The organism is Bradyrhizobium lupini, assembly GCF_040939785.1.
Lineage (GTDB): Bacteria > Pseudomonadota > Alphaproteobacteria > Rhizobiales > Xanthobacteraceae > Bradyrhizobium > Bradyrhizobium canariense_D.
Genome location: NZ_CP162553.1, coordinates 98,465 through 119,190, shown reverse-complemented (window position 1 = coordinate 119,190; position 20,726 = coordinate 98,465). Strand labels below are relative to the sequence as shown.

General features: G+C 61.9%; 36 protein-coding genes and 1 tRNA gene. 21 read left to right on the top strand and 16 right to left on the bottom strand.

Going from position 1 to position 20,726, the window contains the following annotated elements; genetic code table 11:
• The first annotated feature begins 1 nt into the window (after position 1).
• Positions 2-169: a hypothetical protein gene (locus AB3L03_RS00615; protein WP_018454385.1), complete on the top strand. Its 168-nt coding sequence runs from the start codon at positions 2-4 to the stop codon at positions 167-169.
• 109 nt (positions 170-278) lie between these two features.
• On the opposite strand, the gene AB3L03_RS00610 is transcribed toward AB3L03_RS00615, so the two are convergent.
• From AB3L03_RS00610 to AB3L03_RS00600, 3 genes are all read right to left on the bottom strand, one after another.
• The gene (locus AB3L03_RS00610; RefSeq protein WP_247338025.1) at positions 279-917 is read right to left on the bottom strand and encodes a glutathione S-transferase family protein; all 639 of its coding nucleotides are present in this window, start codon (positions 915-917) and stop codon (positions 279-281) included.
• Positions 918-1,209: 292 nt separating this feature from the next.
• Entirely contained in the window at positions 1,210-1,662 is a 453-nt protein-coding gene (locus tag AB3L03_RS00605; RefSeq protein WP_368508064.1) for a VOC family protein, read from the bottom strand.
• A gap of 228 nt (positions 1,663-1,890) precedes the next feature.
• Positions 1,891-2,289: a VOC family protein gene (locus AB3L03_RS00600; RefSeq protein ID WP_368508063.1), complete on the bottom strand. Its 399-nt coding sequence runs from the start codon at positions 2,287-2,289 to the stop codon at positions 1,891-1,893.
• A 288-nt stretch (positions 2,290-2,577) separates the two neighbouring features.
• Between AB3L03_RS00600 and AB3L03_RS00595 the strand changes: the two genes are divergently transcribed.
• Both AB3L03_RS00595 and AB3L03_RS00590 read left to right on the top strand, forming a co-directional pair.
• Positions 2,578-2,778 (top strand): hypothetical protein, encoded by a 201-nt coding sequence (locus AB3L03_RS00595; RefSeq protein ID WP_018454381.1) that lies wholly within the window; start codon positions 2,578-2,580, stop codon positions 2,776-2,778.
• Between the two features lie 5 nt (positions 2,779-2,783).
• Positions 2,784-3,053, top strand: coding sequence for a hypothetical protein (locus AB3L03_RS00590; protein WP_018454380.1), 270 nt, complete (start codon positions 2,784-2,786; stop codon positions 3,051-3,053).
• Positions 3,054-3,681: 628 nt separating this feature from the next.
• Here the strand turns inward: AB3L03_RS00590 and AB3L03_RS00585 are convergent.
• Positions 3,682-3,897, bottom strand: coding sequence for a DUF3072 domain-containing protein (locus tag AB3L03_RS00585; protein WP_026232720.1), 216 nt, complete (start codon positions 3,895-3,897; stop codon positions 3,682-3,684).
• 160 nt (positions 3,898-4,057) lie between these two features.
• Here AB3L03_RS00585 and AB3L03_RS00580 point away from each other — a divergent pair, with 160 nt between their 5' ends.
• Together AB3L03_RS00580 and AB3L03_RS00575 are read left to right on the top strand one after the other, a co-directional pair.
• Complete coding sequence (locus AB3L03_RS00580) at positions 4,058-4,273, top strand: hypothetical protein (protein ID WP_018454377.1); 216 nt, start codon at positions 4,058-4,060, stop codon at positions 4,271-4,273.
• A 168-nt stretch (positions 4,274-4,441) separates the two neighbouring features.
• Positions 4,442-4,822, top strand: a complete 381-nt coding sequence (locus AB3L03_RS00575) for a hypothetical protein (protein WP_018454376.1) — start codon at positions 4,442-4,444, stop codon at positions 4,820-4,822.
• Between the two features lie 22 nt (positions 4,823-4,844).
• On the opposite strand, the gene AB3L03_RS00570 is transcribed toward AB3L03_RS00575, so the two are convergent.
• From AB3L03_RS00570 to AB3L03_RS00550, 5 genes are all read right to left on the bottom strand, one after another.
• Positions 4,845-5,354 carry a hypothetical protein gene (locus tag AB3L03_RS00570; RefSeq protein WP_247368484.1) on the bottom strand — a complete coding sequence of 170 codons (510 nt, stop codon included), beginning with the start codon at positions 5,352-5,354 and terminating at the stop codon, positions 4,845-4,847.
• 220 nt (positions 5,355-5,574) lie between these two features.
• Positions 5,575-5,751, bottom strand: coding sequence for a hypothetical protein (locus AB3L03_RS00565; protein ID WP_007610124.1), 177 nt, complete (start codon positions 5,749-5,751; stop codon positions 5,575-5,577).
• A gap of 169 nt (positions 5,752-5,920) precedes the next feature.
• Positions 5,921-6,193 (bottom strand): hypothetical protein, encoded by a 273-nt coding sequence (locus tag AB3L03_RS00560; RefSeq protein WP_368508062.1) that lies wholly within the window; start codon positions 6,191-6,193, stop codon positions 5,921-5,923.
• Positions 6,194-6,368: 175 nt separating this feature from the next.
• The gene (locus AB3L03_RS00555; RefSeq protein WP_018454373.1) at positions 6,369-6,671 is read right to left on the bottom strand and encodes a hypothetical protein; all 303 of its coding nucleotides are present in this window, start codon (positions 6,669-6,671) and stop codon (positions 6,369-6,371) included.
• A gap of 245 nt (positions 6,672-6,916) precedes the next feature.
• Positions 6,917-7,102 (bottom strand): hypothetical protein, encoded by a 186-nt coding sequence (locus AB3L03_RS00550; RefSeq protein WP_007591378.1) that lies wholly within the window; start codon positions 7,100-7,102, stop codon positions 6,917-6,919.
• A 406-nt stretch (positions 7,103-7,508) separates the two neighbouring features.
• Here AB3L03_RS00550 and AB3L03_RS00545 point away from each other — a divergent pair, with 406 nt between their 5' ends.
• Both AB3L03_RS00545 and AB3L03_RS00540 read left to right on the top strand, forming a co-directional pair.
• Positions 7,509-7,805 carry an HU family DNA-binding protein gene (locus AB3L03_RS00545; protein WP_007591377.1) on the top strand — a complete coding sequence of 99 codons (297 nt, stop codon included), beginning with the start codon at positions 7,509-7,511 and terminating at the stop codon, positions 7,803-7,805.
• A 136-nt stretch (positions 7,806-7,941) separates the two neighbouring features.
• Positions 7,942-8,118, top strand: coding sequence for a DUF2934 domain-containing protein (locus AB3L03_RS00540; protein WP_018454372.1), 177 nt, complete (start codon positions 7,942-7,944; stop codon positions 8,116-8,118).
• Positions 8,119-8,368: 250 nt separating this feature from the next.
• On the opposite strand, the gene AB3L03_RS00535 is transcribed toward AB3L03_RS00540, so the two are convergent.
• Positions 8,369-8,596 (bottom strand): hypothetical protein, encoded by a 228-nt coding sequence (locus AB3L03_RS00535; RefSeq protein ID WP_018454371.1) that lies wholly within the window; start codon positions 8,594-8,596, stop codon positions 8,369-8,371.
• 286 nt (positions 8,597-8,882) lie between these two features.
• On the opposite strand from AB3L03_RS00535, the gene AB3L03_RS00530 reads away from it, so the two are divergent.
• From AB3L03_RS00530 to AB3L03_RS00515, 4 genes are all read left to right on the top strand, one after another.
• Positions 8,883-9,032 carry a hypothetical protein gene (locus tag AB3L03_RS00530; protein WP_018454370.1) on the top strand — a complete coding sequence of 50 codons (150 nt, stop codon included), beginning with the start codon at positions 8,883-8,885 and terminating at the stop codon, positions 9,030-9,032.
• Between the two features lie 256 nt (positions 9,033-9,288).
• Positions 9,289-9,411 carry a hypothetical protein gene (locus AB3L03_RS00525; protein ID WP_256465002.1) on the top strand — a complete coding sequence of 41 codons (123 nt, stop codon included), beginning with the start codon at positions 9,289-9,291 and terminating at the stop codon, positions 9,409-9,411.
• A gap of 207 nt (positions 9,412-9,618) precedes the next feature.
• Complete coding sequence (locus AB3L03_RS00520) at positions 9,619-9,999, top strand: GrlR family regulatory protein (protein WP_368508061.1); 381 nt, start codon at positions 9,619-9,621, stop codon at positions 9,997-9,999.
• 225 nt (positions 10,000-10,224) lie between these two features.
• Entirely contained in the window at positions 10,225-10,422 is a 198-nt protein-coding gene (locus tag AB3L03_RS00515; protein ID WP_247405207.1) for a hypothetical protein, read from the top strand.
• Here AB3L03_RS00515 and AB3L03_RS00510 read toward each other — a convergent pair.
• Together AB3L03_RS00510 and AB3L03_RS00505 are read right to left on the bottom strand one after the other, a co-directional pair.
• Positions 10,419-10,544 carry a hypothetical protein gene (locus tag AB3L03_RS00510; protein WP_256464728.1) on the bottom strand — a complete coding sequence of 42 codons (126 nt, stop codon included), beginning with the start codon at positions 10,542-10,544 and terminating at the stop codon, positions 10,419-10,421. The two genes, AB3L03_RS00515 and AB3L03_RS00510, sit on opposite strands and share 4 nt — an antisense overlap.
• 78 nt (positions 10,545-10,622) lie before the next feature.
• On the bottom strand, positions 10,623-10,853 hold the full coding sequence (locus tag AB3L03_RS00505; RefSeq protein WP_026233438.1) for a hypothetical protein: 231 nt from the start codon (positions 10,851-10,853) through the stop codon (positions 10,623-10,625).
• Between the two features lie 278 nt (positions 10,854-11,131).
• Between AB3L03_RS00505 and AB3L03_RS00500 the strand changes: the two genes are divergently transcribed.
• A complete protein-coding gene (locus AB3L03_RS00500) occupies positions 11,132-11,425 on the top strand; it encodes a hypothetical protein (RefSeq protein WP_026233439.1) in 294 nt (97 codons plus the stop codon).
• Positions 11,426-11,492: 67 nt separating this feature from the next.
• Here AB3L03_RS00500 and AB3L03_RS00495 read toward each other — a convergent pair whose 3' ends face one another.
• Positions 11,493-11,657 (bottom strand): hypothetical protein, encoded by a 165-nt coding sequence (locus tag AB3L03_RS00495; RefSeq protein WP_018457755.1) that lies wholly within the window; start codon positions 11,655-11,657, stop codon positions 11,493-11,495.
• A gap of 274 nt (positions 11,658-11,931) precedes the next feature.
• Here AB3L03_RS00495 and AB3L03_RS00490 point away from each other — a divergent pair, with 274 nt between their 5' ends.
• The 4 genes from AB3L03_RS00490 to AB3L03_RS00475 all read left to right on the top strand — a co-directional run bounded on the left by AB3L03_RS00490 (position 11,932) and on the right by AB3L03_RS00475 (position 14,309).
• Complete coding sequence (locus AB3L03_RS00490; RefSeq protein ID WP_368508060.1) at positions 11,932-12,693, top strand: NAD-dependent protein deacetylase; 762 nt, start codon at positions 11,932-11,934, stop codon at positions 12,691-12,693.
• A 198-nt stretch (positions 12,694-12,891) separates the two neighbouring features.
• Positions 12,892-13,524, top strand: a complete 633-nt coding sequence (locus AB3L03_RS00485; RefSeq protein ID WP_368508059.1) for a cold-shock protein — start codon at positions 12,892-12,894, stop codon at positions 13,522-13,524.
• Between the two features lie 111 nt (positions 13,525-13,635).
• The gene (locus tag AB3L03_RS00480) at positions 13,636-14,121 is read left to right on the top strand and encodes a DUF192 domain-containing protein (RefSeq protein WP_368508058.1); all 486 of its coding nucleotides are present in this window, start codon (positions 13,636-13,638) and stop codon (positions 14,119-14,121) included.
• A 111-nt stretch (positions 14,122-14,232) separates the two neighbouring features.
• Positions 14,233-14,309: transfer RNA gene (locus AB3L03_RS00475), tRNA-Pro, on the top strand.
• 336 nt (positions 14,310-14,645) lie between these two features.
• Here AB3L03_RS00475 and AB3L03_RS00470 read toward each other — a convergent pair.
• On the bottom strand, positions 14,646-14,777 hold the full coding sequence (locus AB3L03_RS00470; RefSeq protein ID WP_256374433.1) for a hypothetical protein: 132 nt from the start codon (positions 14,775-14,777) through the stop codon (positions 14,646-14,648).
• A 335-nt stretch (positions 14,778-15,112) separates the two neighbouring features.
• Between AB3L03_RS00470 and AB3L03_RS00465 the strand changes: the two genes are divergently transcribed.
• Positions 15,113-15,307 carry a hypothetical protein gene (locus tag AB3L03_RS00465; protein WP_368508057.1) on the top strand — a complete coding sequence of 65 codons (195 nt, stop codon included), beginning with the start codon at positions 15,113-15,115 and terminating at the stop codon, positions 15,305-15,307.
• Positions 15,308-15,346: 39 nt separating this feature from the next.
• Here AB3L03_RS00465 and AB3L03_RS00460 read toward each other — a convergent pair whose 3' ends face one another.
• Positions 15,347-16,516 (bottom strand): OpgC domain-containing protein, encoded by a 1,170-nt coding sequence (locus tag AB3L03_RS00460; protein WP_018457761.1) that lies wholly within the window; start codon positions 16,514-16,516, stop codon positions 15,347-15,349.
• A 260-nt stretch (positions 16,517-16,776) separates the two neighbouring features.
• Between AB3L03_RS00460 and AB3L03_RS00455 the strand changes: the two genes are divergently transcribed.
• The 3 genes from AB3L03_RS00455 (at position 16,777) to AB3L03_RS00445 (ending at position 18,333) form a co-directional block, all read left to right on the top strand.
• Complete coding sequence (locus tag AB3L03_RS00455; protein ID WP_007591346.1) at positions 16,777-17,082, top strand: ETC complex I subunit; 306 nt, start codon at positions 16,777-16,779, stop codon at positions 17,080-17,082.
• 192 nt (positions 17,083-17,274) lie between these two features.
• Positions 17,275-17,760 (top strand): Lrp/AsnC family transcriptional regulator, encoded by a 486-nt coding sequence (locus AB3L03_RS00450; protein ID WP_007591345.1) that lies wholly within the window; start codon positions 17,275-17,277, stop codon positions 17,758-17,760.
• A 273-nt stretch (positions 17,761-18,033) separates the two neighbouring features.
• Complete coding sequence (locus tag AB3L03_RS00445) at positions 18,034-18,333, top strand: DUF3551 domain-containing protein (RefSeq protein ID WP_368508056.1); 300 nt, start codon at positions 18,034-18,036, stop codon at positions 18,331-18,333.
• A 73-nt stretch (positions 18,334-18,406) separates the two neighbouring features.
• On the opposite strand, the gene AB3L03_RS00440 is transcribed toward AB3L03_RS00445, so the two are convergent.
• On the bottom strand, positions 18,407-19,435 hold the full coding sequence (locus AB3L03_RS00440; protein WP_204511133.1) for an AraC family transcriptional regulator: 1,029 nt from the start codon (positions 19,433-19,435) through the stop codon (positions 18,407-18,409).
• Positions 19,436-19,548: 113 nt separating this feature from the next.
• Between AB3L03_RS00440 and AB3L03_RS00435 the strand changes: the two genes are divergently transcribed.
• A complete protein-coding gene (locus AB3L03_RS00435) occupies positions 19,549-20,721 on the top strand; it encodes an isovaleryl-CoA dehydrogenase (protein WP_018457765.1) in 1,173 nt (390 codons plus the stop codon).
• The last annotated feature ends 5 nt before the right edge of the window (positions 20,722-20,726 follow it).

Below are 20,726 nucleotides of genomic sequence, written 5' to 3'. Positions count from 1 at the left end.
CATGCCGCCGGACATCATGCGGCCCGAGATCATCGTCCCGTTCGTGATGTATTGCGCGCTGCTGTGGTGGGTCGGCCGCGGCCTGAGCTGGACTGCGCGGCTGGGCACCGCGGCGGTCACGCTCGTGCTGATTTTCTGCGTGCTGCTGTTCGAGCGCGGCTGGCCCTAAACAAAAAAACGCGAAAACAACCCCATGCACAGTAGCCGCCATCTCCCGGCGCCGCGCGGCAAAATGCCGATTCATCGTGCTCGTAACGGACTTTAAGCCGCGCCACCGCTCACGACATCGGCGGTGCCACAAATTGCGCAAAACCGGGCCGTTTGCCGAGTTCGGCGAGCCAGCGCGTCAGATGCGGCTGCGCGGGCCGGGTGATGCCCTCGACGCCGAGCCAGCGCCGCGCATAGGCGCCAACCGCGATGTCGGCGAGCGTGAACGCATCGCCGTCCATGAACGGACGCGTGGAGAGCAGGCGGTCCGCGATGGCCCAGACCTCGGCGGCGGCATCGGCATCCTTTTGCACCTGGATCATCTCGCGCTCGGCGGGCGGCGTGCGCACGATGCCCCAGAACACCGGGCGGTCGACCGGCTGCACCATCGACAGCGTCCAGTCGAGCCAGCGGTCGACGCTGGCGCGCAGCCTCGGCGCCTCGGGATAGATCGGCGTGCCGCGCCCATGCGCGAGGCAGAAATAGCGCATGATCGAATTGGATTCCCACAGCGTGAAGTCGCCCTCAACCAGCGTCGGGATCCGCGCATTGGGGTTCATCGCGAGATAGTCGGCCTCGCGGGTCTTGCCGAACGCCATGCCGGCGTCGATGCGCTCGTAAGCCAGGCCGAGCTCGGCGAGGCACCACAGCACCTTCTGCACGTTGACCGAATTGGCGCGGCCCCAGATCGTCAGCTTTTGGTCCGGCACGTCATCCTCCCCAGGCGTTTCTTTCGGCGCAGGTGATAGCGGAATCCACTGCGGCGGGCGACGCGCGATTGCGCCGATCCTCGCATGCAAAAGCTCCGCCCGAGGCGGAGCTTTCGTTGCAAGGCAAAGCCTGGTCAGGCGATCAGCGGCCGAAGAACAGCCACAGCAAGATGATCACCGGGATCGGCACGCCCAGCATCCACAACAAAATTCCGCGTCCCATCGCGTCCTCCTCCAATTGCATTGTCGAAGAGAGAACGCTTAGGAGGGGGGCTGGTTCCGGCAAAAAGGCCTACCAATGGCCGATGTTGGGCATCGACGACCACGGCTCCTGCGGCGGCTTCGGATCGCCCTTCTGCAACAGCTCGATCGAGTGCAAATCCGGCGAGCGGACGAAGGCCATGTTGCCGTCGCGCGGCGGACGGTTGATGGTGACGTCGGCCTTCATCAGCTTCTCGCAGGTCGCGTAGATGTCGTCGACTTCATAGGCGAGATGGCCGAAGAAGCGATCCTCGCCGTATCTTTCCTCGTCCCAATTCCAGGTGAGCTCGACCAGCGGCGCGCCGCGCGTCTGCGGCTGCTTCTTCAGCGCCTCGAGATCGTCCGACGAGCACAGGAACACCAGCGTGAAACGCCCCTTGTCGTTCTCGATCCGCCGAACCTCCTTCAGCCCCAGCGCATCCTGGTAAAACTTCAGCGCGACATCGAGATTGCGCACGCGCAGCATGGTGTGGAGGTATCGCATGGTTGTTGCTCCCTGGGTGGATGGAGGGTTTTTGGTTCGGCCGAGCCGAAGGGAGTAGGAGATAGCAGGAAAATCCGGGGAGGGGCAGGGGGCGGGTGCACATGTGCATGAGGGTGAAGCCGGCTGATGAAGTAAATCAGCCGGCGAAATTTCAATGCACTCTCACCGAAAATCCAGTGCCGCACACGCGCCATTGGCTGTGTGTGCGGGGCGGTCTGCTGCCGCGACCTATTGCGCCGCGAGGCGGTGTCCGGCCTGCTCGATCGGCGGCATGAAGAGCGATACCGCCGTGCCTTCGGGGTCGCGAAACTGGAACGTCCTGTTGCCCCATGGCATCGTTTTCAACTCGTGCACCAGCGTAACCTTGTCTTTCAGGCGCTGATAATCCGCATCGATGTCTTCAACCTGAAACTCGATCACGGCGGTGCGGTTCGCGCCGGGCTCGGCACTGTTTTCTTTCCAGAGCGTGACCGGCTCGGCTGCGCCGATTGCGAGGTTGGCGCCCGGCGTCACGATCTTGGCGAACACCGGCGCGAGCCATTCGGCGGAACATCCGGTCACCATTTCGTAGAACGAAACCATGATTTTGATGTCAGTAGCGATCAGGCGAGTGGAGGCGAACTTCATGGCATGTCCTTTGGTTGACCGCAGATTTGAGCGGCATCGCGGGGCTCGTCGCACACCGCTGCTGCCACCCTGATGTCAGCAGTCACGATGCCGCGCCGAGCGCGCCGTGAATGGCGATGGCATTGCTCAAGCGCTAGAAAACGAGCCCTTCACGAAGCCCCACAGCGCTAACCGGGTCCTCAGAACGTGACGCAAATCGCAGAACTGGGCCACCTCACTCACGGGGGACACGGGGTTGTTTAGCCGTTGGCAGATGAACTCCCCGCGGAACTGACGCGACTAACCGCTATGGCCAATATTCTAGGCGAGCTTCTGTTTGCACTTATCCGCTCGATTGTTGCCGGATGGGCGTATGCGCTCTGGGTCAAACTGGCGACATGGCTCGAGCCGAAAATTCAACGGCGTTGGGTGAAGATTGCCGTAGGAGGCCTCCTCGGCCTGGCAGCCTTTTTTATGATTCCGATCGTGATGGCGCTGTTGGGCCTTTGAAGACAATGAAATCCGTTCTCACCGTCGCACTGGCAATCGGGGCCCTCGTCTCGACGGTGCTGCTCGTCATGGAGCAGCTAACCGACTACTCCACCCCTGTGATGGCATGGGAGATGCCGGGTATATCCGCAGCTTACCTTTTCTGGGGAGCTGTCGGCAGTTCCGTTTTCTTGGGCGTCGCCATCACTTGGGCCGTGAACGCCATCGTTTACGGGGCGCCCGCTTTCGTTGTCCTTACAGTCATCAAGCTGGCAATCCGCGATCTGCCGAAGTGACAGAACTGAGCTCGGCGCGGAGCCGATGCTCAGCGCGCTCAAGAAAATGAGCGGCAGCAGGTCATGCAAGGCGCCTGACGCGCCTTGCATGATCGTCTGAAATTTCGCCTGCCGGCGAGCGGCCGGACGGCCGACATCATGAACCACGACGGAGTTCGAGGCGACGAATGCCCGTAAACGAAGGTCTCTCGTCGTGAAATGGTTTAGACGATACGCAGTTGGCTGGCTGATCGCGGTGCTCCTGTTCTCGGGCCGAGACAGTTACAAACGGCCCGGCGAAGACATGCGCTACGGGGCCATCCTTATGGTAGCCGCCGGTTGGCCTGTTGTTGCCGCGATTGTCGTGGGAAGCACCATCGGTGACATCGTACATGACGTGAAGCAAGGCAAAGCAGGATGAGTGCCCGGCTCGCAAAGCGACAGGCCGCGATCCCGGCATTGAAGTTGTGGAATCGACATTGCGGGATCGTGCGCTCAATCGACGCTGTCTGTGCCCGACGAAATGCAGCGCGCTCAACGTTTGTGAATGCAGCGTTGGCCGAACGCCTGCAACCTTCCCGCGACACTTCTGATCATCGGTGAGTCATGTTCTTCCGTCTCGCAGGGGCGGGGCGTACATGCCCGCTGTCTACTTCTCGAGCCCGGCCTTTTGCCGCATCGTGTCGATCAGCTCTGACGCCTCTGCCTTGGTCAGATCCTTCTTGGGGAGGGGCTTGTGCGCCTGCTCGGCGAGGGTCTTGAGGTAGGATTCCTGGGCGCCGGTCATCGGGTCGTCGCCGGAAACCCAATCCTTCGGATCCTTTTGTGTGTTGTCCCCGGTGTTGTCAGCTGTCTTGTCAGCCATCGCGATCTCTCCTTTTCCACCTAACGTCGGCGCGCGCTTGTCGTTCCTCATTTGTTCGTCAGTCGAAAACGTGCGGAAATTGAACGTCTCGAGATCTGCCATGAAGAACCGACCTACTGGCCAGCGCGGAACAAGCGCTCCCGCCAAGCGTAGGTTCTGCATGAGCGAGAACCTGTCCCATCTCATCGAACATTCCGTGCAGATCGCCTGGGATTATCTGGAGCGCACCGGACAAGTCAGCGACGCGCCGTTCACCAGCCGCTTTCTCTCGGCCGCCGTCGAAGAGATGGTCCGCAAGGGCGAGCACAGACGCCTCATGCTGGCCAACCGGGCCATCACGGCGTTCGAGCGGCTTTCCAATAGGCAAGCTGCATAGATCGGTCCCCGGCCTTCGGTCGTCACTGCGCGGCGGTCCTGCAGTTCTCCGAGTGCAATTTGTTGAACCCCGGCGAAGCCCGGCGCGACCAACCGCCATGCTGCAAAGCCTGCTCGGCATCGGAATTGGCTTCGCGGCCTATGTGCTGAGACACCAAAGAGGAAAGTCGTGAAGGCGATCACACTGCTCGCGGTGGCGGCCATGCTGCTGGTGGAAATCTTCGGGTCGAAGGCGAGCGTCGGCGGCTCGATGAGCTTCATGCTGGTCTTTGTGCTCGTGATGCTGGCTGTCGCGATCTACGAGGCTTGGTCGAACGAGCGCGGCGCGATCGGATGGATCGTCAACCTGTTCGCTTCGGCGGTTGGCGGGCTGGTTGCGGTTGCCCTGATCGGGATGGCCGTGGAGGCGATGCTGCCATACCTTCACCTCGAAGGTTCGCTCGCGTCCTCGCAACATCCCCTGAAATACGTCCTAGTCGCAGCCATTGCGATCTGCATGGTGCTGGGATCATGGCTGCCGCTGTTGGCCGTCAACCGGTTTCGTCACTGAAGGGCACCCGGCGTCGCGCTCCCTAGCGCTTTGCTTCCTGCTTGCCACGCCTGATTTCCTCAGCCTCGTCCACCAGCTTCAAGGCGGCGCCGTCGTAGCTCAGCTTGAGCCCACGGCCGACAGTCCATATCCATCCGTCCCGGGCGTCCCTGGTTGGCTGGGCGTTGAACTGGTCGGAGATCGATTTGACGGCAGCGTCTTGGGGACCCGGATTGTTCAACTCCGCAATGACGCGCCAGATGGGATGTTTGGGATCAGGATTCCCAGGGTCAACGTCGTCGGCAAAGATCGTGACCTTGGCGCCGTCGACTGCGCACTCCAGGACGTAGGAATCGCGAATCTGACGGCAGCGGTAGCGACGTTGCGTGACGAGCTTGTTGGTTTCGTCGAATGTCATCCCTGGCGAAAAGCCGAGGATGTCGGACTTCTTCACGAGTGCCATAGACGCAGGCTTTAGAAAGCCGGGCTGTACCGCCACGAGAACGGCGGCAACAACAACGATCAAGCCGGCGACAACAATGGCAATCTTCATCAGCCCCTCACAAGAAACGTTCGACCATACAACAGCCGGAGCGTTCTACCAGCCATCGCCCTGCATGCTTCGAGCCTCCGGCTATTTTTGTAGGACTGCACCTTCGGAGGATCACAGCTTCGGAAGATCGCATGGGCACGTATCGGCTGGTCATGAACGTGAAAAACCGCCCCTGACATGACCAGGGGCGGCTTTCACCAAACGGGGTTTCGAACGCGATCTAGTGACCGGTGCCCGGCTTCGTCGTCTTCGGCGGCTTGCCGTCTTCGATCCGGCCTTCGTTGCGCAAGTCGCGACCTTCCTGGGCCTTCTTCTGGCTCTCGGGGGACTTGCCGTGTTCGTTCATCTCTTCTTTGATGAATCCGGCGCCTTCCTTCACTTTACCTTCAACGCTCATGACGATCTCCTTGCTGGAGATGGGGCAACTCGCGGCAAGACCTGACCGTTCCGGTGCGCGCACGATTGTGAGGAGTGCATTCGACAGGTTCCAAAGACCCTTCTCATGAAATGGCCGCGCCGCTTGTGGAAGCGACGCGGCCGGGAAGCGAGCCGTACAGGAAACCGGCTTACTTCTTGTTGCTGCGGGTCTTGGTACCGCCCTGGTCGCTGCCCGGGCCGGAGCCGCCCTGGCCGGAGGCGTCGGGCCTCACCATTCCGCCCTTGCTCATGCCGTCATGGCTCACGCCGGTCGTGCCGCTGCTCTTCGTGCCCTTGTCCGTGTTGGTCATGCCGGGCTTCTGCATGTTGTCGGACTGCGCGGCGGGGCCGGTCTGGGTCTGGGCCAAGGCAGAGCCGCACATGAGGCCGAGGGCGGCGGTCGCAATGACGAGCTTCTTCATCTCAAACTCCTGGTTGGTTGTGTGGGCCAACGGGAGCGCAGAAACCGTGTTCCTAAAACAAGGCGTTCTGGACTGCAAAAATTCTCGTCTGCAACGAGGCGTTGTCGGTTCTGCTTGAATCAGAACTGCTCCAGATTGTTGTGACGCGTTTTCGTCCCGCGAATTTGAAAACGCTCTAAGCCGCAAGCCGCTGATCGGCCGGGCCCGTCAGGTGCTTGAGCACTTCCGCGTGCTCCAGGTCGGGAACCGCAATGGCTGTGTGGCTGTAGCTCGTATTGGTTCGTGAGTTTGCAATCCTGTCCAGGATCTCGCCGCCCTTGATGACGTGGAGACCCATGCCCTCTCCCGACGGGAAGATCGCGAGCACCACGTCATAGGCTGTGATGACGGCGCGAAGCGCTTCGGCCTTGTCTTCGGCAATGTCGACGAACACGCGAACATCGGCCGCGAGTTCACGCAGCTCGTTAAAATCCAGCACTGTGGGGTACTCCAACGCAACGATACTAAGAGGAGCTTGGAGGCGTTAGGTTACCGAAGTCTCAACGGCGCATGCCCAGCCAAAGGTTTATCGACCAGGCGCTCCCGTCCAGCCGATAGGACGCGCGGGCGTTGCCGCTTGCTCGGCAAGGCGCCGGCACGGAAAGAACCTATGGAGCGGGAGGGACGAAGCGCGCCTCATACCCATACGGGCGTCACGCGATACGCGCGTGACTCATGTGCGGTTTACTTGGCGTATCCCTGGGAGCGGAGCCACGCGATCTTGCGGTCGCCATTGATCCAGTCGTCGGCGTCTGCCTTGCTGGTGAAGCCCTTGATTTCGCGCTGTTCGCTGTCCGGGTAATCCGCCAGGATTTTCCAGTCGTTGTCTGCAATGCGGACGGTTTTGAAGGTCACTTTTGTTTTTGCCATGCCGCATTATGCAGGAGATGGCCGAAAAAGAGAACCTGCCTTGTGACGGTCACCGGGGTGGCCGGGCGCAGACCTCGGGGGCCAGCCTGATGGCAGTGCGGGGCCGGGTCCAGGCAAAAACGAAAGCCCCGCCTGGGGGAAGCGGGGCTCTCTGATGGGGGTGAAGCTTGGGGACTTCAAAGAGTTAGACGGCTCAGGGAGAAAATGGTTCAACGCGAAAACGGCGCAAGCTGCGGCATCTTTGCCGGGGCGTCCGGCCCTCCGCAGAACCCCTGCTTGCGTTTTGGGCGTCGATGGGTTCTAAGCCCCGTCACTTCATGAAAGTTGGCATGAAACAGAAGCGCGTTGCGCGGTCGGACCGCGTCTTGAGCAAAGCCTGCTCGCGCGCACAGAAGGAAATTCAGACATGGCGAAGATGACCAAGACTCAGTTGATCGATGCAATTGCCGAGGGCACGCAGCTGTCGAAGAACGACGTGAAGTCGGTCATCGAGTACATGGCGACGGTCGGCTACAAGGAGCTCAACGAGTCCGGCGAGTTCGTCATTCCCGGCTTCGTGAAGATGTCGGTGGTGAACAAGCCGGCGACCGAAGCCCGCATGGGCGTCAATCCCTTCACCAAGGAGCCGATGCAGTTCGCCGCGAAGCCGGCGAGCAAGTCGGTGAAGGCCTCGCCGCTGAAGGTGGCCAAAGACTCCGTCTAAGGGCTCGCGTTTTCGTTGCGGAGGCTTCTTTTCGCGGAGCGCTGCAATGATTGCTTGCTTGTGCTGAACCAATAAGGAACTCTCTTAAGGAACTCTAGGGCGTCGTCAGGCTTTGCTTCCGAAAGGGAGAAATCACATGACTGGTCTCAGCGAAGAAGAGATTCGAAATCGGGCCTATCACCTCTGGAAGGAGGCTGGCGAGCCCGCAGGCACGATGGACACCTTCTGGTATGAGGCCGAAAAGGAGCTTCTCGCCGAGCGGACCAAGCAAGGCGAAGTCCCACCCGGCATGACCGACAATTTGTCGGTCTGACTTTGCTGGTCTAACAGGCGGACAGGGGCGAGCGTCGACAGTTCTCAAAGCAGCCACCCGGCATAACACCCGGGTGGCTGCTTTGCTGTTCGGGCCCTCGTTCGAATCGAGTCGCCTCCTGCGGCCGCCTCAAGAAAAACCCCGGTCTTGGGGACCGGGGCTCTTCAAGCTGGTCGGCCGCGTTGCGACATGCCGCCAGCACCACCGAATTCGACCTGACAACGCGGGGCGGGAAAACTCGTTCCGGCCGCTAGTCCGGCGATACGGACACGTCGATGATCGCCGGCGTATCGACCTGGCGCTCGCGCCAGACGATGAGATCGCATTTGGGATTGAGCCACTGATATTCGGAGCCGCGCGCCTTCAGGTGCGCGAGCGCTGCATCATGTGCGGCGGTCTGATCCGGCGCTTCGACCATGATCTCCACGGTCTCTTCGATCTGACGCACCACTTCGACGGCGTAGTATTTTCTGGTCACGATCCCTAGCTCCGGAATGACTAACGGGGAGGGCGGTGGCGCGTTCCCCAAAAGAAAACCCCGCGCTTTCGCACGGAGCCTTCTTGGCTGGCGGGGAAGGGATTTCAGCGCCTAGCCGCCGCGCCGTGGCTCGAACTTAAGGTTGAAAACCTAAAAAGCAACCGTCGGCGCGCGGAAGGCTCAAGGCGATGTGCCCGGCGAATTTCACGGGAGGGGCTGGACTTGTTGTTCCCATTTTGTTCTAGTGAGGCATCTCTTTTGGCAGCGACATTCTTTGGAGGTGCCCATGACTGTCGAGAAACAACGCGAAGTGATCAGGCTCTGGAATCAGCTCAGGAAGCTTGATGGTCCGGCCGCGGAAGAACTCCGCATCCAGATCCTCGAATGCTTTTCGGAGAAGGCTCTATCGAAGGATACGGCGAAGCGAGCGGCGTGATGAGCATCGCACTATCTCGATGACAACAGGCAATCGCGCGCGCCTTCACCGATCGTTAGGGATCGTTTTGCGCTGGATTTCTCGACCTGATTCGTTCCTTGCGAACGAAATGGAGTCGGATGCAGAACAAGTCGTGGCTTCTGTGTCGATCCGGGACACGCCTTTCCTGACCAAGCCGGCGTGATGCTTCGCACAGTCCCGTTCGCCTGTCCTCGCTACGAGTGAGGCGAGGGAGACGCGACATGGATGCGTGCTGTTGCTCGAGATGTTCGCCGAGATCGCAAAAGTGTTTTGGTACGACCGGCACCCGCGCTTGCGCAACGACAGGCCCTCGGTGTCGCAGGTGCCACCGCGGTCGAAGTCCGAAGACGCCATGTGAGCGCGCGATCGTTGGCGACGGCGCTCGTTTGCATGCGAACAATATATTAAGACTTGCTTCCTGCCGATTTCTGCGATTCCTGATTCGTTCTCCTAGAACGAAAGGCAGGCGAAGCTGGAACAATGCCGGACGACGGATCACCACACCTTCGCTTCACTCCTCGACGCTCTCCGTCTCCGGCGCTATCGTTGCCCCGGCGGACGCAACATGAAGAACGGGCTTTATTCCATCCACATCCACATGCTCGACGGCGTGAAGGGCCGCGACAGCGGCGTGCTGATTCTGCGTGACGGCGTTCTGCTCGGCGGCGGGCCGTATTTCTGGTCGCGCGGCGCCTACACGATCCGGAACGGCAATTCGAACAACGGCCCTTCGAAACACGGGACCTGGAAGGGCGAGCTTGTCACCAACCAGCACACGCCGTTTGCGGATGGCTTCGCCCGGCCGCTGTTCGGCGGAGTGGAGGCAACGAGCGGCTTCTCCGGGACGTTCAGCGACGACACGGCCGAGGTGTTCGGCACCGTGCTGGTCGCAGGCCATCGCAGCCTCGGTTTTCGCGCGAGCCTGAAGCGGCTCGCCGAGTTCTGAAGACGCGTGTTCTGAAGACGCTTGTTCTGAAGACGCTTGTTCTGAAGAGGCTTGGCGAACTCCTAACGGAAGCTTGCCGCGAAGCCGATAACCCTATTCGGTTAGGTTAAAAGCGCAATCGCGTTGCACTTGCCGCCACTTGCGATAGGTGTCTGGCGAAGACGCGATCCGACTTTGGCCAACAAGCGACTTTGGCCAACAAGCAATTTTGCCAAGAACGAATTCATGACACCTTTTTCAGAACCGTCCTTTTATCAGGGCGACCCCCACACCTACCGGCGCATCGCCATCGTCGGCACGCTCTTTTGTCTGGCTTTCGTGGTGATCAGCGTCTCGCTGCGGCCACAGCTCGAGGACACGCGTGTCGCGGTCAAAGCCGACAGGCTGATGCGTACGGCGGGCCAGCTACCGCACACGAATTAACGGTCGTCGGTGGAGGTCTGATGGTCGGCGCAATTGCTTGGGCACGCGGTGCCGTGTGAGGCGAGCGCCACGAAGCCGGCATAGCCGGACAGGTTGAGCAGGATTTCGAGCCAAACGGGCATGTCGGCCTCCTTTCTCCTTGAAGGCTACGCCAACGTGCGCGCGAAGCGCATGTTCCCGGACAAAGGCGGACCGGCGCCTCAAAGTGGGGTGGTGGGGTCGAGCCGCCGGCCGAGGGCGCCTACGGACTCGCTCGACGGCTGTTCCTTAAGGAACTCGGCAATCGCCCGCGCCAGTTCGCCGTCGCTCATCGGGGTCGGCGGCGGGCGCAGCGTACCGACACCGAAACTGCGGACGATCTCGTCGTAATGCTGATCTCCGGATCTGGGAACGAGCCTGCGGATACGGGCCAGCAACGTGGATATCGGCACTTTATCCTCCTCGGCTCCCCGCTGGCAGCAATTGTGGCGCATTGCCAATGCTGTGCGTGGAACTGAAAACCCCGCCAGCATCGGTGATGCTGACGGGGTCTTCGTGCTGTTGCCTCAACCGGACGGCGGAGGCTTCCGCACTTGAGCAAACAATTCGCGGAACGCGTGCCCGTTCCATGCGTGGCCGGATTTATTCCGAACTCGGTTCCACAGGCTTGCGCGCAACCATAGCAACGCGCCGGCGTTGTCTGCGCGAGATACGAAGGAGGAGATTCATGATGAGGAAGACACTGGCAGTTCTGGCTACCGTCGCGGCCGTTGGCGTGACCGCGGTCGCGGCGCCTTCGCCTGCCGAGGCGCGCGGCCGCGGCATCGGTCCGGGCCTCGCGTTCGGTCTTGCCGCCGGCGCCATCACCGCGGGCGCCGTCGCCGCGTCGCATCCTTACGGCTATGGCTACGGCCCGCGGTATGGCTACTATGGCGGCCCCGCTTATGCTTACGGCCCTGGTCCCTACGCTTATTACGGTGATGGACCATACTACCGCCGCCACCATTATTACCGTCACTGGTAACGGCTGAACAAACGAAAAGCCCGGAGCAATGCTCCGGGCTTTTTTCATGCTCGGTGATCCGGTGTCGTTACGGCCAGAGCGAGGGCCGTTCCGCCTTGCGCGCGTTGTCGAGCGTCGACACGAAATACTCTTCACGTTCGCGCTTGAATTTTTCCTGGGTGGCACGGAAGGCGGCGACACGGGCGGCGATCTCTTCGCGTTCGCGGATTTTGCGTTGTTCGTCCTCGGTCATGTTAAATCCCCTCTGCACGTGAGTATGTGTCCTACTGAACCCAAGCACTGCCGCCGCAATCACGTTGAGTCGCGTCAACACATGCATTGGCGCTTCTGATTGGGGCGTCAATGGGGAGGAGGCATTGCAGGATTGTGATAAGCGAGGGTCGGAAAAAATTGCCGACCATGTCTTGCGTGGCGGTGGAGAACAGCGTCAATAATCTTGTCGCTTGCGCATGTTGCAGCTAGCGCAAAAACAAATCAGTAAAACAAAAGCAAAACGGGAGGCGGCGTTGATTGCATCGGATCTTCGCAGCGGCGTCGAGCGTCTTGGCGACATGATCGCCGAAGCCAAACGGATCGTGCCGTTCACCGGCGCCGGCATCTCGACCGAATGCGGCATCCCCGACTTTCGCTCGCCGGGCGGAATTTGGACGCGCAACCGCCCGATCCCGTTCGACGAGTTCGTCGCCAGCCAGGAGGCGCGCGACGAATCTTGGCGCCGGCGCTTCGCGATGGAGGAGGTCTTTGCGGCAGCCAGGCCCGGCCGCGGCCATCGCGCGCTCGCCTCACTCTACCGCGCCGGCAAGGTTCCCGCGATCATCACCCAGAACATCGACAATCTGCATCAGGCCTCCGGCGTCGCAAGCGATCACGTGATCGAACTTCACGGCAACACCACGTATGCGCGCTGCATTGGATGCAGGCAGGCCTATCCGCTTAATTGGGTGAAGCGCCGCTTCGACGAGGAGGGCGCCGCGCCCAACTGTACCGTGTGCGACGAGCCGGTGAAGACCGCCACGATCTCCTTCGGCCAGACAATGCCCGAGGACGAGATGCAGCGCGCGACGGCGCTGTCGCAAGCCTGCGATCTCTTCATCGCGATCGGTTCCTCGCTGGTGGTATGGCCGGCCGCGGGCTTTCCGATGATGGCGAAGGAATCGGGTGCACGCCTGGTGATCGTCAATCGCGAGCCGACGGAGCAGGACGACATCGCCGACCTCGTGATCCGCCACGACATCGGCGAAACGCTGGGGCCCTTTGTCGGTAATTGAGGCAGCAATTTGATTCGCGGCTGTGCAAGCTGTTCATAGGTTCCGCCGAATCTCTTTTTTGTCTATGCGTCGCAACCGGGAGTGTTATCTTTTGAGTCGAAAGATCTGCGTCGCGTCGAGTTGAGAAGATTCTCTAAAGACGCGTGATTCGGCGCCGCCATTCAGGCGGGTTGCATGGCATGTGTGGGGTCCGGGGTTATGGGGTCGTCGGACGGATTTGAGTCCAAGAAGGTCGGAGTTCCCGCGGTGGGCGAACACGGCGGTGGCGGTCGCGACAGTGCACTCAGTCCGTTCACCGGACTTGGTGAGAGCAGCGCCAACCTCGTCGAGGTTCACGGCGTCATCAAATGGTTCGACGCCTCAAAAGGCTACGGCTTCATCGTTCCCGACAATGGCTGGCCCGACGTGCTCCTGCACGTCACCGTGCTTAGGCGCGACGGCTTCCAGACCGCCTACGAGGGCGCCCGCATCGTCGTCGAGTGCATCCAGCGCGCCAAGGGCTACCAGGCGTTCCGCGTGGTCTCGATGGACGAGTCGACTGCGATCCATCCGGCGCAGATGCTGCCGCCGCGCACCCATGTCACGGTGACGGCGACCAGCGGGCTGGAGCGGGCTCAGGTCAAATGGTTCAACCGGCTGCGCGGTTTCGGCTTCCTGACCCGCGGCGAGGGCACCCCCGACATCTTCGTGCACATGGAGACGCTGCGCCGCTTCGGCATGACCGAGTTGCGGCCCGGCCAGTATGTCCTGGTCCGGTTCGGGCCCGGCTCCAAGGGCATGATGGCGGCCGAGATCCATCCCGAGACGGGATCGCCGGTTTCGTCCCACTAATTCCATTCCCGCGATCGTGAGCAGAGGCGCGCTGGCTGGCCGGCGCGCCTCTGGCTTTTCCGGTGACCGCCACGTAAGGACTGGTCCAGTCCCACGCCTCGAGAGCCATCCATGAATTTCGATCGAAAGGCCGTCTTCGCCGTTGCGAAGGGCTGGCTTGCCGCCATCCTCGTCATCGCCGGCTGTGTCGTCGCGAGCGCACCCGTGCGCGCCGCCAGCTTCCAGCCCCTCGAGATCGTCACCAGGAGCGGCGTGCAGGTGTTCTCGGTCGAGGTCGCGACGACGGAGGAAGAGAAGCAGACTGGCCTGATGTACCGTAAGGAACTGGCGGACGGCAAAGGCATGCTGTTCGACTTTAATCCCGAGCAGGAGGTGTCGATGTGGATGAAGAACACCTACGTCTCGCTCGACATGATCTTCATTCGCGCCGACGGCCGAATTCTGCGCATCGCCGAAAATACCGAGCCGATGTCGACAAAGATCATCTCATCCAGGGGGCCCGCGCGGGCTGTTCTGGAGGTGGTGGCAGGCACGGCGCAGAAATATGGCATCCGCGCCGGCGACCGCGTGGGCCACCCGCTGTTCGGCAGCAAGTAGGCGGGAGGGCTTATTGCCCCGTCCTGGCGGTCTTTTGGGAAGCTTGCTCGCGCCTTTGGAAGGCTTGCTGGCGCTTTGGGAAGCGTGTATCGACGGGGCTCGCCGGACATTCGGGGTATAGCGCAGCCTGGTAGCGCGGCAGTTTTGGGTACTGCAGGTCGTTGGTTCGAATCCAGCTGCCCCGACCAGTCCGAGGTGGGCCAGACCCGCGCCTCAGAACAATAGCCAATCGGCGAGGCGCCAGGCGAGCGCAGCTCCAGCCGTGCATGGCGCGCGTTCGATGCCGATGCCCGCAGCCGCCAAAGCCTTCCTAACCCTCGGCGCTCATTCCCTGCGCAACGCGACTTTCCGCGCGACATTTCAAGGCATTGGGGCGGGTCGGGCGGCGCGGAATGCGTAAAACTTTGTCGAACCTTTAGGCGTCGTCCTAGACATATTGGTGTTGGGGATTTCAGCGCCCAATGCCTAGCGGACGCCGCCAAGCGATGATATTCCGCTTGCGCGGCGTTACGCTTTTCCAACCATCAGTTCGTCGCGTACCAGCCGAACGGAAACGGCAGGAATGGCCAGGCCAGCTGATTGTCGTTGGCGACCTTCCGCGGCTCCTGCTCCGGCGTCTTCGCGGGCAGAGCAGGCGGCGTCGAATGCAGCGCCAAGCGCAGACATGCACATTGCAAATTCATCGTGGTGGCCCCCGCCCATCAATCGTTTTCAAAAATTCGCGTCAGCCTGGAAATCAACGCGCGTCCTCAAAACGACGCGCTCATTCTCAAATCGCACACAGTCTAGGAAAATCGGCGGCCGCTTTCAACCGGTCTCGCCACGCGCTCACAGGAGGTAAGGTTGATCGGTTAGGTTAAGAGCGAGCGGTTGTTGCGGGCGCCTTCGCGACTGTTATCAGATCGGTTCGGCTTGCGACGGTCTGCCTGAAATTCGTGCTCACACGACATCACAGTTCGTCGCAGCGCTCGTCTCCTGTGAGTTCTGTATCATGTCTCTCGATCGCAACGTCCGAACCGTCGGTCCGCAGGCGAGCTGGACCGAGATCTGGCACCTCTGGGCCGTGTTCGTGCCGCGCCGCTCGATCAACGGGCAGCTCGTTTACGGCAAGGTCTGGCGCCGCCACGACGGCCGTGACTGGATCTACAAGAAGGTTACCGAGTACGACAGCGAAGCGGCGGCCTGAAGCGGGGGCGCTGTCGTCCGGCGGATCGGAGCTGCCCGTTCAAGCGGCCTTTGCGGCCGCAGTCTTGGGCGGCGGCGGCTTCAGCGGCTTGTCCTGCTTCTTCGACCAGGAGATATAATAGGCCACCGTCGTCATGATCGCGATCCCGGCGACGCTGACGAAGATCTGCGCGAACAGCGAGCCCGAGCTCATCGACAGCTCGAAATGACCGACGAAGGACAGGAACACGCCGACGCAGAACACGGCGAGCGACTGCTGGCCGCACACGATGATGGGGTCGAACCCTTTCCATTCCAGGCCCGGCCAGTCCTTGGGCACGAAGCGGATCACCAGGATCACGATCACGACGAAGTGGATAAAGCGGTAGGGCGCGAGGTTGGTCTTGTCGTTCGGGTTGAACGCCGAGAACAGCCATTCCGGGAACATGCCGCCGAGGGTCGGGAAGCGGCCGGCCATGGTCATGACCAGCGCAAACAGCATGTAACCAAGACAGAGCCACAGCGTGACCGGTGCGTTGATCAGCGTCATCGAGCGCCGCGCGCCGCCCATGGCGCACCAGGCGCCGAACACGAACAGCACCTGCCAGCAATACGGGTTGAAGTACCACTGTCCGGCCGGATAGGCGTTCAGGTTCAGGCCGAAATGGCGCGCGGTCAGCCACAGCACGATGGACAATGCCATCGTCAGGTCCGGCTTGCGCAGCATGAACCAGAGCACGGGCGGAAACAGCCCCATCAGCACGATGTAGAGCGGCAGCACGTCGAGATTGAGCGGCTTGAAGCGCAGGAACAGGCCCTGGCGCAGCGTCTCGGTGGCGTTGTCCACCAGGCCGGCGACGTTGAACTCGTTGATCATCTCGGAATCGCCGAAGCGCAGCGCCAGATAGCTGATCGAGGCGATGTAGATCACGAACAGGATGATGTGGGCGACGTAGAGCTGCCAGACCCGCTTGGTCAGCCTCGTAGCACCGACGAGGAAGCCGCGCTCGAGCATCATCCGCGCATAGACGAAGGAGGCGGTGTAGCCGGAGATGAAGACGAACAAATCCGCGGCGTCGGAAAAGCCGTAGTTGCGGGTGGTGATCCAGTTCACCACGTTGTCGGGGATATGGTCGAGGAAGATCGCCCAGTTCGCAATGCCGCGAAACAGGTCGAGCCTGAGGTCACGGCCCTTCTCGGGGAGCGTGGCGTTGATGTTCAGGAAGGACATGCGACGGGAGCTTTCGGAGGGGACGGACAGGTAGATGTCAACGAAGCAGGGCCACCGGGCGAGACCCCGGCGCGGAAGGCGGGTACGCAATTGTCACGATGCAGCATAATGATTATACCCATCGGCGAGCCATCCCGGGGGGCCGGAATCACCGATCAGTTCCCTAAAGGTGTCTCTATACTATGCCCGCGGTTTCCACCAACTGCTACCGTGACGCATCGAAATCGAACGAAAAGACGAACAAGAGGCCCGGACCGTCCATGACCGCACGCATTTTCAAGCCCGCCAAGAACGCGATGCAATCCGGCCGGTCGAAGACCAAGGAATGGCAGCTCGACTACGAGCCCGAGCAGCCGCGCGCGGTCGAGCCGCTGATGGGCTGGACCTCGTCCGGCGACATGAAGCAGCAGATCACGCTGCACTTCCACAGCAAGGAAGAGGCGGTCGCCTATTGCGAGCGCAAGGGCATCGCCTACCAGGTGATCGAGCCAAAGGAATCGGTGCGCCGTCCGGTCGCCTATGCGGACAATTTCTCGTTCCGCCGCGGCGAGCCGTGGACGCATTGAGGGCGGGCAACGAAACTCTCGTCATGCCCGGGCTTGTCCCGGGCATCCACGTGTTAGCGTCCACGTAAAAAGCCCGCGGTTGGCCGGGACAAGCTCGGCCAACCACGCCGGTTCTTCCCATCGTCCTGCCTTGGCAGCCATTCCGCCCCGTGCTTCGCTGTCTCGCATGATGCGACCATGACGAGGTGGGCTATGGCGGGGCGTGACCAGCTCGACGGCGTCGATCTGAAAATACTCTCCGAGTTGCAGCAGGACGGGCGGGTTCGCAATAACGAGCTGGCGCTGCGCGTCGGGGTGTCCGGGCCCAACTGCGTGAGGCGGCTGAAATCGCTGTTCAGCCGCGGCGTGATCCGGGCGGTGCGCGCCGTTATCGACGAGCGGCTGCTCGGCTACGAGGTGGTGTCGTTCGTCTCGATCCAGCTCGGCAGCCAAGCCCAGCCGGTGCTGGCGGCATTCGAGAGCTCGATCGCCGCGATCCCGCGCATCCAGCAGTGCTGGCGGATTTCGGGAGACACCGACTATCTTCTCAAATGCGTGGCGCCGAGCGTCGAGAGCATGCGGCAGCAGCTCCTGCATTTCGCCGCGATGCCGAACGTGAAGAACGTCCGCAGCTTTCCGGTGCTGGGCGTGGCGAAGGACGTGCCGCTGCCATTGCAGGAGATCGCGGCGGCAGGATAGTTCGGCGGCGACGGGTCCCAAAACGTAGCTCGCGTAACGACATCCAAACATCCGAAGGCGCGGGAGTGACTCCCTTACCGGGATACAGGTTCGGATAAGGCGGATATAAACCTAAGTAACTCACCTAACTGTGACATGTGATTTGCGAAGTTCTGCAATGCGCCGAAGCGTGATTGCCGGTTCCTGGTGCTGGCCTACATGCGAGGTGTGAACCTCAGCCTGCGTCGCATGCCGAGGCCTCTTTTGTGGGACCCTGAAGCAGGAAAAGACAACATGACCTCGATCTCGAAGACGTTCGTCGCATCCGCTGCGACGCTGTTTGCATCTGTGTTTCTCATGATGACCGCGCCGGCTGCCCAGGCAGAAGACTACTGCATCACCAATGGTGCCCAGGCCGCGCATGGCTGCGGCTATCCGACGATGGAGGCCTGCCGGGCCGCGGCCGGCGGCATCGGCGGCTCGTGCTCACAGAGCGGCGGCGCGAAGACGTCGACCGACGCGCTGGCCTTCCAGCCGAAGCAGACGCACTCGCGCACCAAGCTGCGCCCGGGCGGGCAGACCAACTCGAACTGATCGAGACCGGTTTGGAAATGTTGCGGCCTCCGAGTTGGATCTCGGAGGCCGCAACAGCATGACAGCACGCGCGTCAGCGATACCTGCCGCGAAACTCGCGCGGTGAGGCGCCGGCCCAGGTGCGGAAGGCGCGGGAAAAGCTCTTCTCGCTGCGGAAGCCGGCGATCTCCGCGATCCGCTTGATCGGGCTACGACTGCGCATCAGCTCCTGCTTCGCGAGCTCGAATTTTGCCTCTTCCTTGAGATCCCGCAGTGAGGTCGCTTCATCGCGCAGGCGCCGATGCATGGTGCGGGTGGAGAGTGCTAGCTCGCTTGCGACATCCTCGGCGCCCAGACTGCGTCCGCGCGCATTGCGGAGTACGCGGCGAACGCGCTCGACCAGCAGCCGGTCGCGCCGATAGGGCAGTACGGTCAGCCGCAGCGCGCCCTTGAGCATGTTGTCGAGGTCCGCCGCGCTCCGGGTGAGCGGCAGCGACAGGTAATGCTTGTCGAAGGTGATGGAAGCGCGGTCCGCACCGAAGCGGATGTTTCGGCAAAAGATGGTCGGATAGACCGAGACGTGGCCGGGCTCGGGGTACGGAAATTCCGCGGCGCGGAGCGCGATTTGCGAATCCACCGCCCAGCAGGAGAAGCCGAGAACATAGCGGAGCAGGGTGACCAGGCAGAATTCGCGTAGAGGTCCGAGGTCGGCCAGTTCGCGGATGGACACGACCGCGGTCTCCTCGCCGACGGCGAGATCGAGCAGCACGTCCTCGGTGAGCAGACGATGGTGCCGGCACCAGCGCTTGAGCGCGACCTCCAGCGTCGGGGCGGTGATCGAGGCGCGGCACAGCATGCCGTAGGTGCCAAAGGGCAGCCGCCGCGAGAACCAGCCGAGCGCCTCGTCATCGAGTTCGCGCATGGCATGGCCCGCCAGCGCCTCGAACTGGCCGGCCGTGACCCGCCCATCCGGAGAATTGACAAGGTCCGGCGTTACCTGACCCCGGCTCAGCGCCTCGGTCGGATCGCGGCCGTAGCGTTCGTAAGCGGCAACGACGCCGCGGACGAAGGCGGCAGGGGTCACGGCACGGCGCGGGATCGCGGTTGCGACTTGAAAAGGCATCGGAAAATCCTCTGGGAAAATCCTCGCCAAGTTTGGCGGAAAATGCAACCTTTTCGACCGCAGAAGGGCCCCGATGCCGCTAGGTTCGGTCCCCAAAATAGGGAGGAATCGCCTTGAATATCCCGAGCATCGATTTCGATCTGGGCGAAGACATCAGCATGCTGCGCGACACGCTGCGCGCCTTCGTGGAGGCGGAGATCGCCCCGCGTGCCGCCGATATCGAGAAGGCCAATCTATTCCCGGCGGACCTCTGGAAGCGCCTTGGCGACCTCGGCCTGCTCGGCATGACCGCGCCGGAGCAATATGGCGGCTCCAACATGGGCTATCTCGCCCATATCGTCGCGATGGAGGAGATTTCGCGCGGCTCGGCCGCGGTCGGCCTCTCCTATGGCGCCCACTCAAATCTCTGCGTCAACCAGATCCGCCGCAACGGCAATGATGCGCAGCGCGAGCGCTATCTGCCAAAGTTGATCTCCGGCGAGTATGTCGGCGCGCTCGCGATGTCCGAGCCCGGCGCCGGCTCAGACGTCGTCTCGATGAAACTGCGCGCCGACAAACGCGGCGACCGCTACGTGCTCAACGGCTCGAAGATGTGGATCACCAATGGCGGCGATGCCGACGTGCTGGTGGTCTATGCCAAGACCGATCCGGAAGCGGGCCCGCGCGGCATGACCGCCTTCCTGGTCGAGAAGGGGACGAAGGGCTTCAGCCACGGCCAGCATCTCGACAAGCTCGGCATGCGCGGCTCCAACACGTATCCGCTGTTCTTCGACGAATGCGAGGTGCCGGAGGAGAACGTGCTTGGCAAGGTCGGCGAGGGCGTCAAGGTGCTGATGTCCGGCCTCGACTATGAGCGTACGGTCCTCTCGGGTGGACCACTCGGGATCATGGCGGCCTGCATGGACGCGGTGGTGCCCTATATGCACGAGCGCAAGCAGTTCGGGCAGCCGATCGGCGACTTCCAGCTCATGCAGGGCAAGCTCGCCGACATGTACGCGACCTGGCAGGCCACGCGCGCCTATGTCTATGCGGTGGGGCGTGCCTGCGACCGCGCCGATCACGCGCGCAGCTTGCGCAAGGACGCCGCCGCTGCGATCCTCTATTCCGCCGAGAAAGCGACGTGGATGGCGGGTGAGGCGATCCAGGCGCTTGGCGGGGTCGGCTACACCTCCGAATTTCCGGTCGGACGCCTGTGGCGCGATGCAAAGCTTTACGAGATCGGCGCCGGCACCTCGGAGGTCCGACGTATGCTGATCGGTCGCGAATTGATGGCCGAGACGGCTTAAAACCT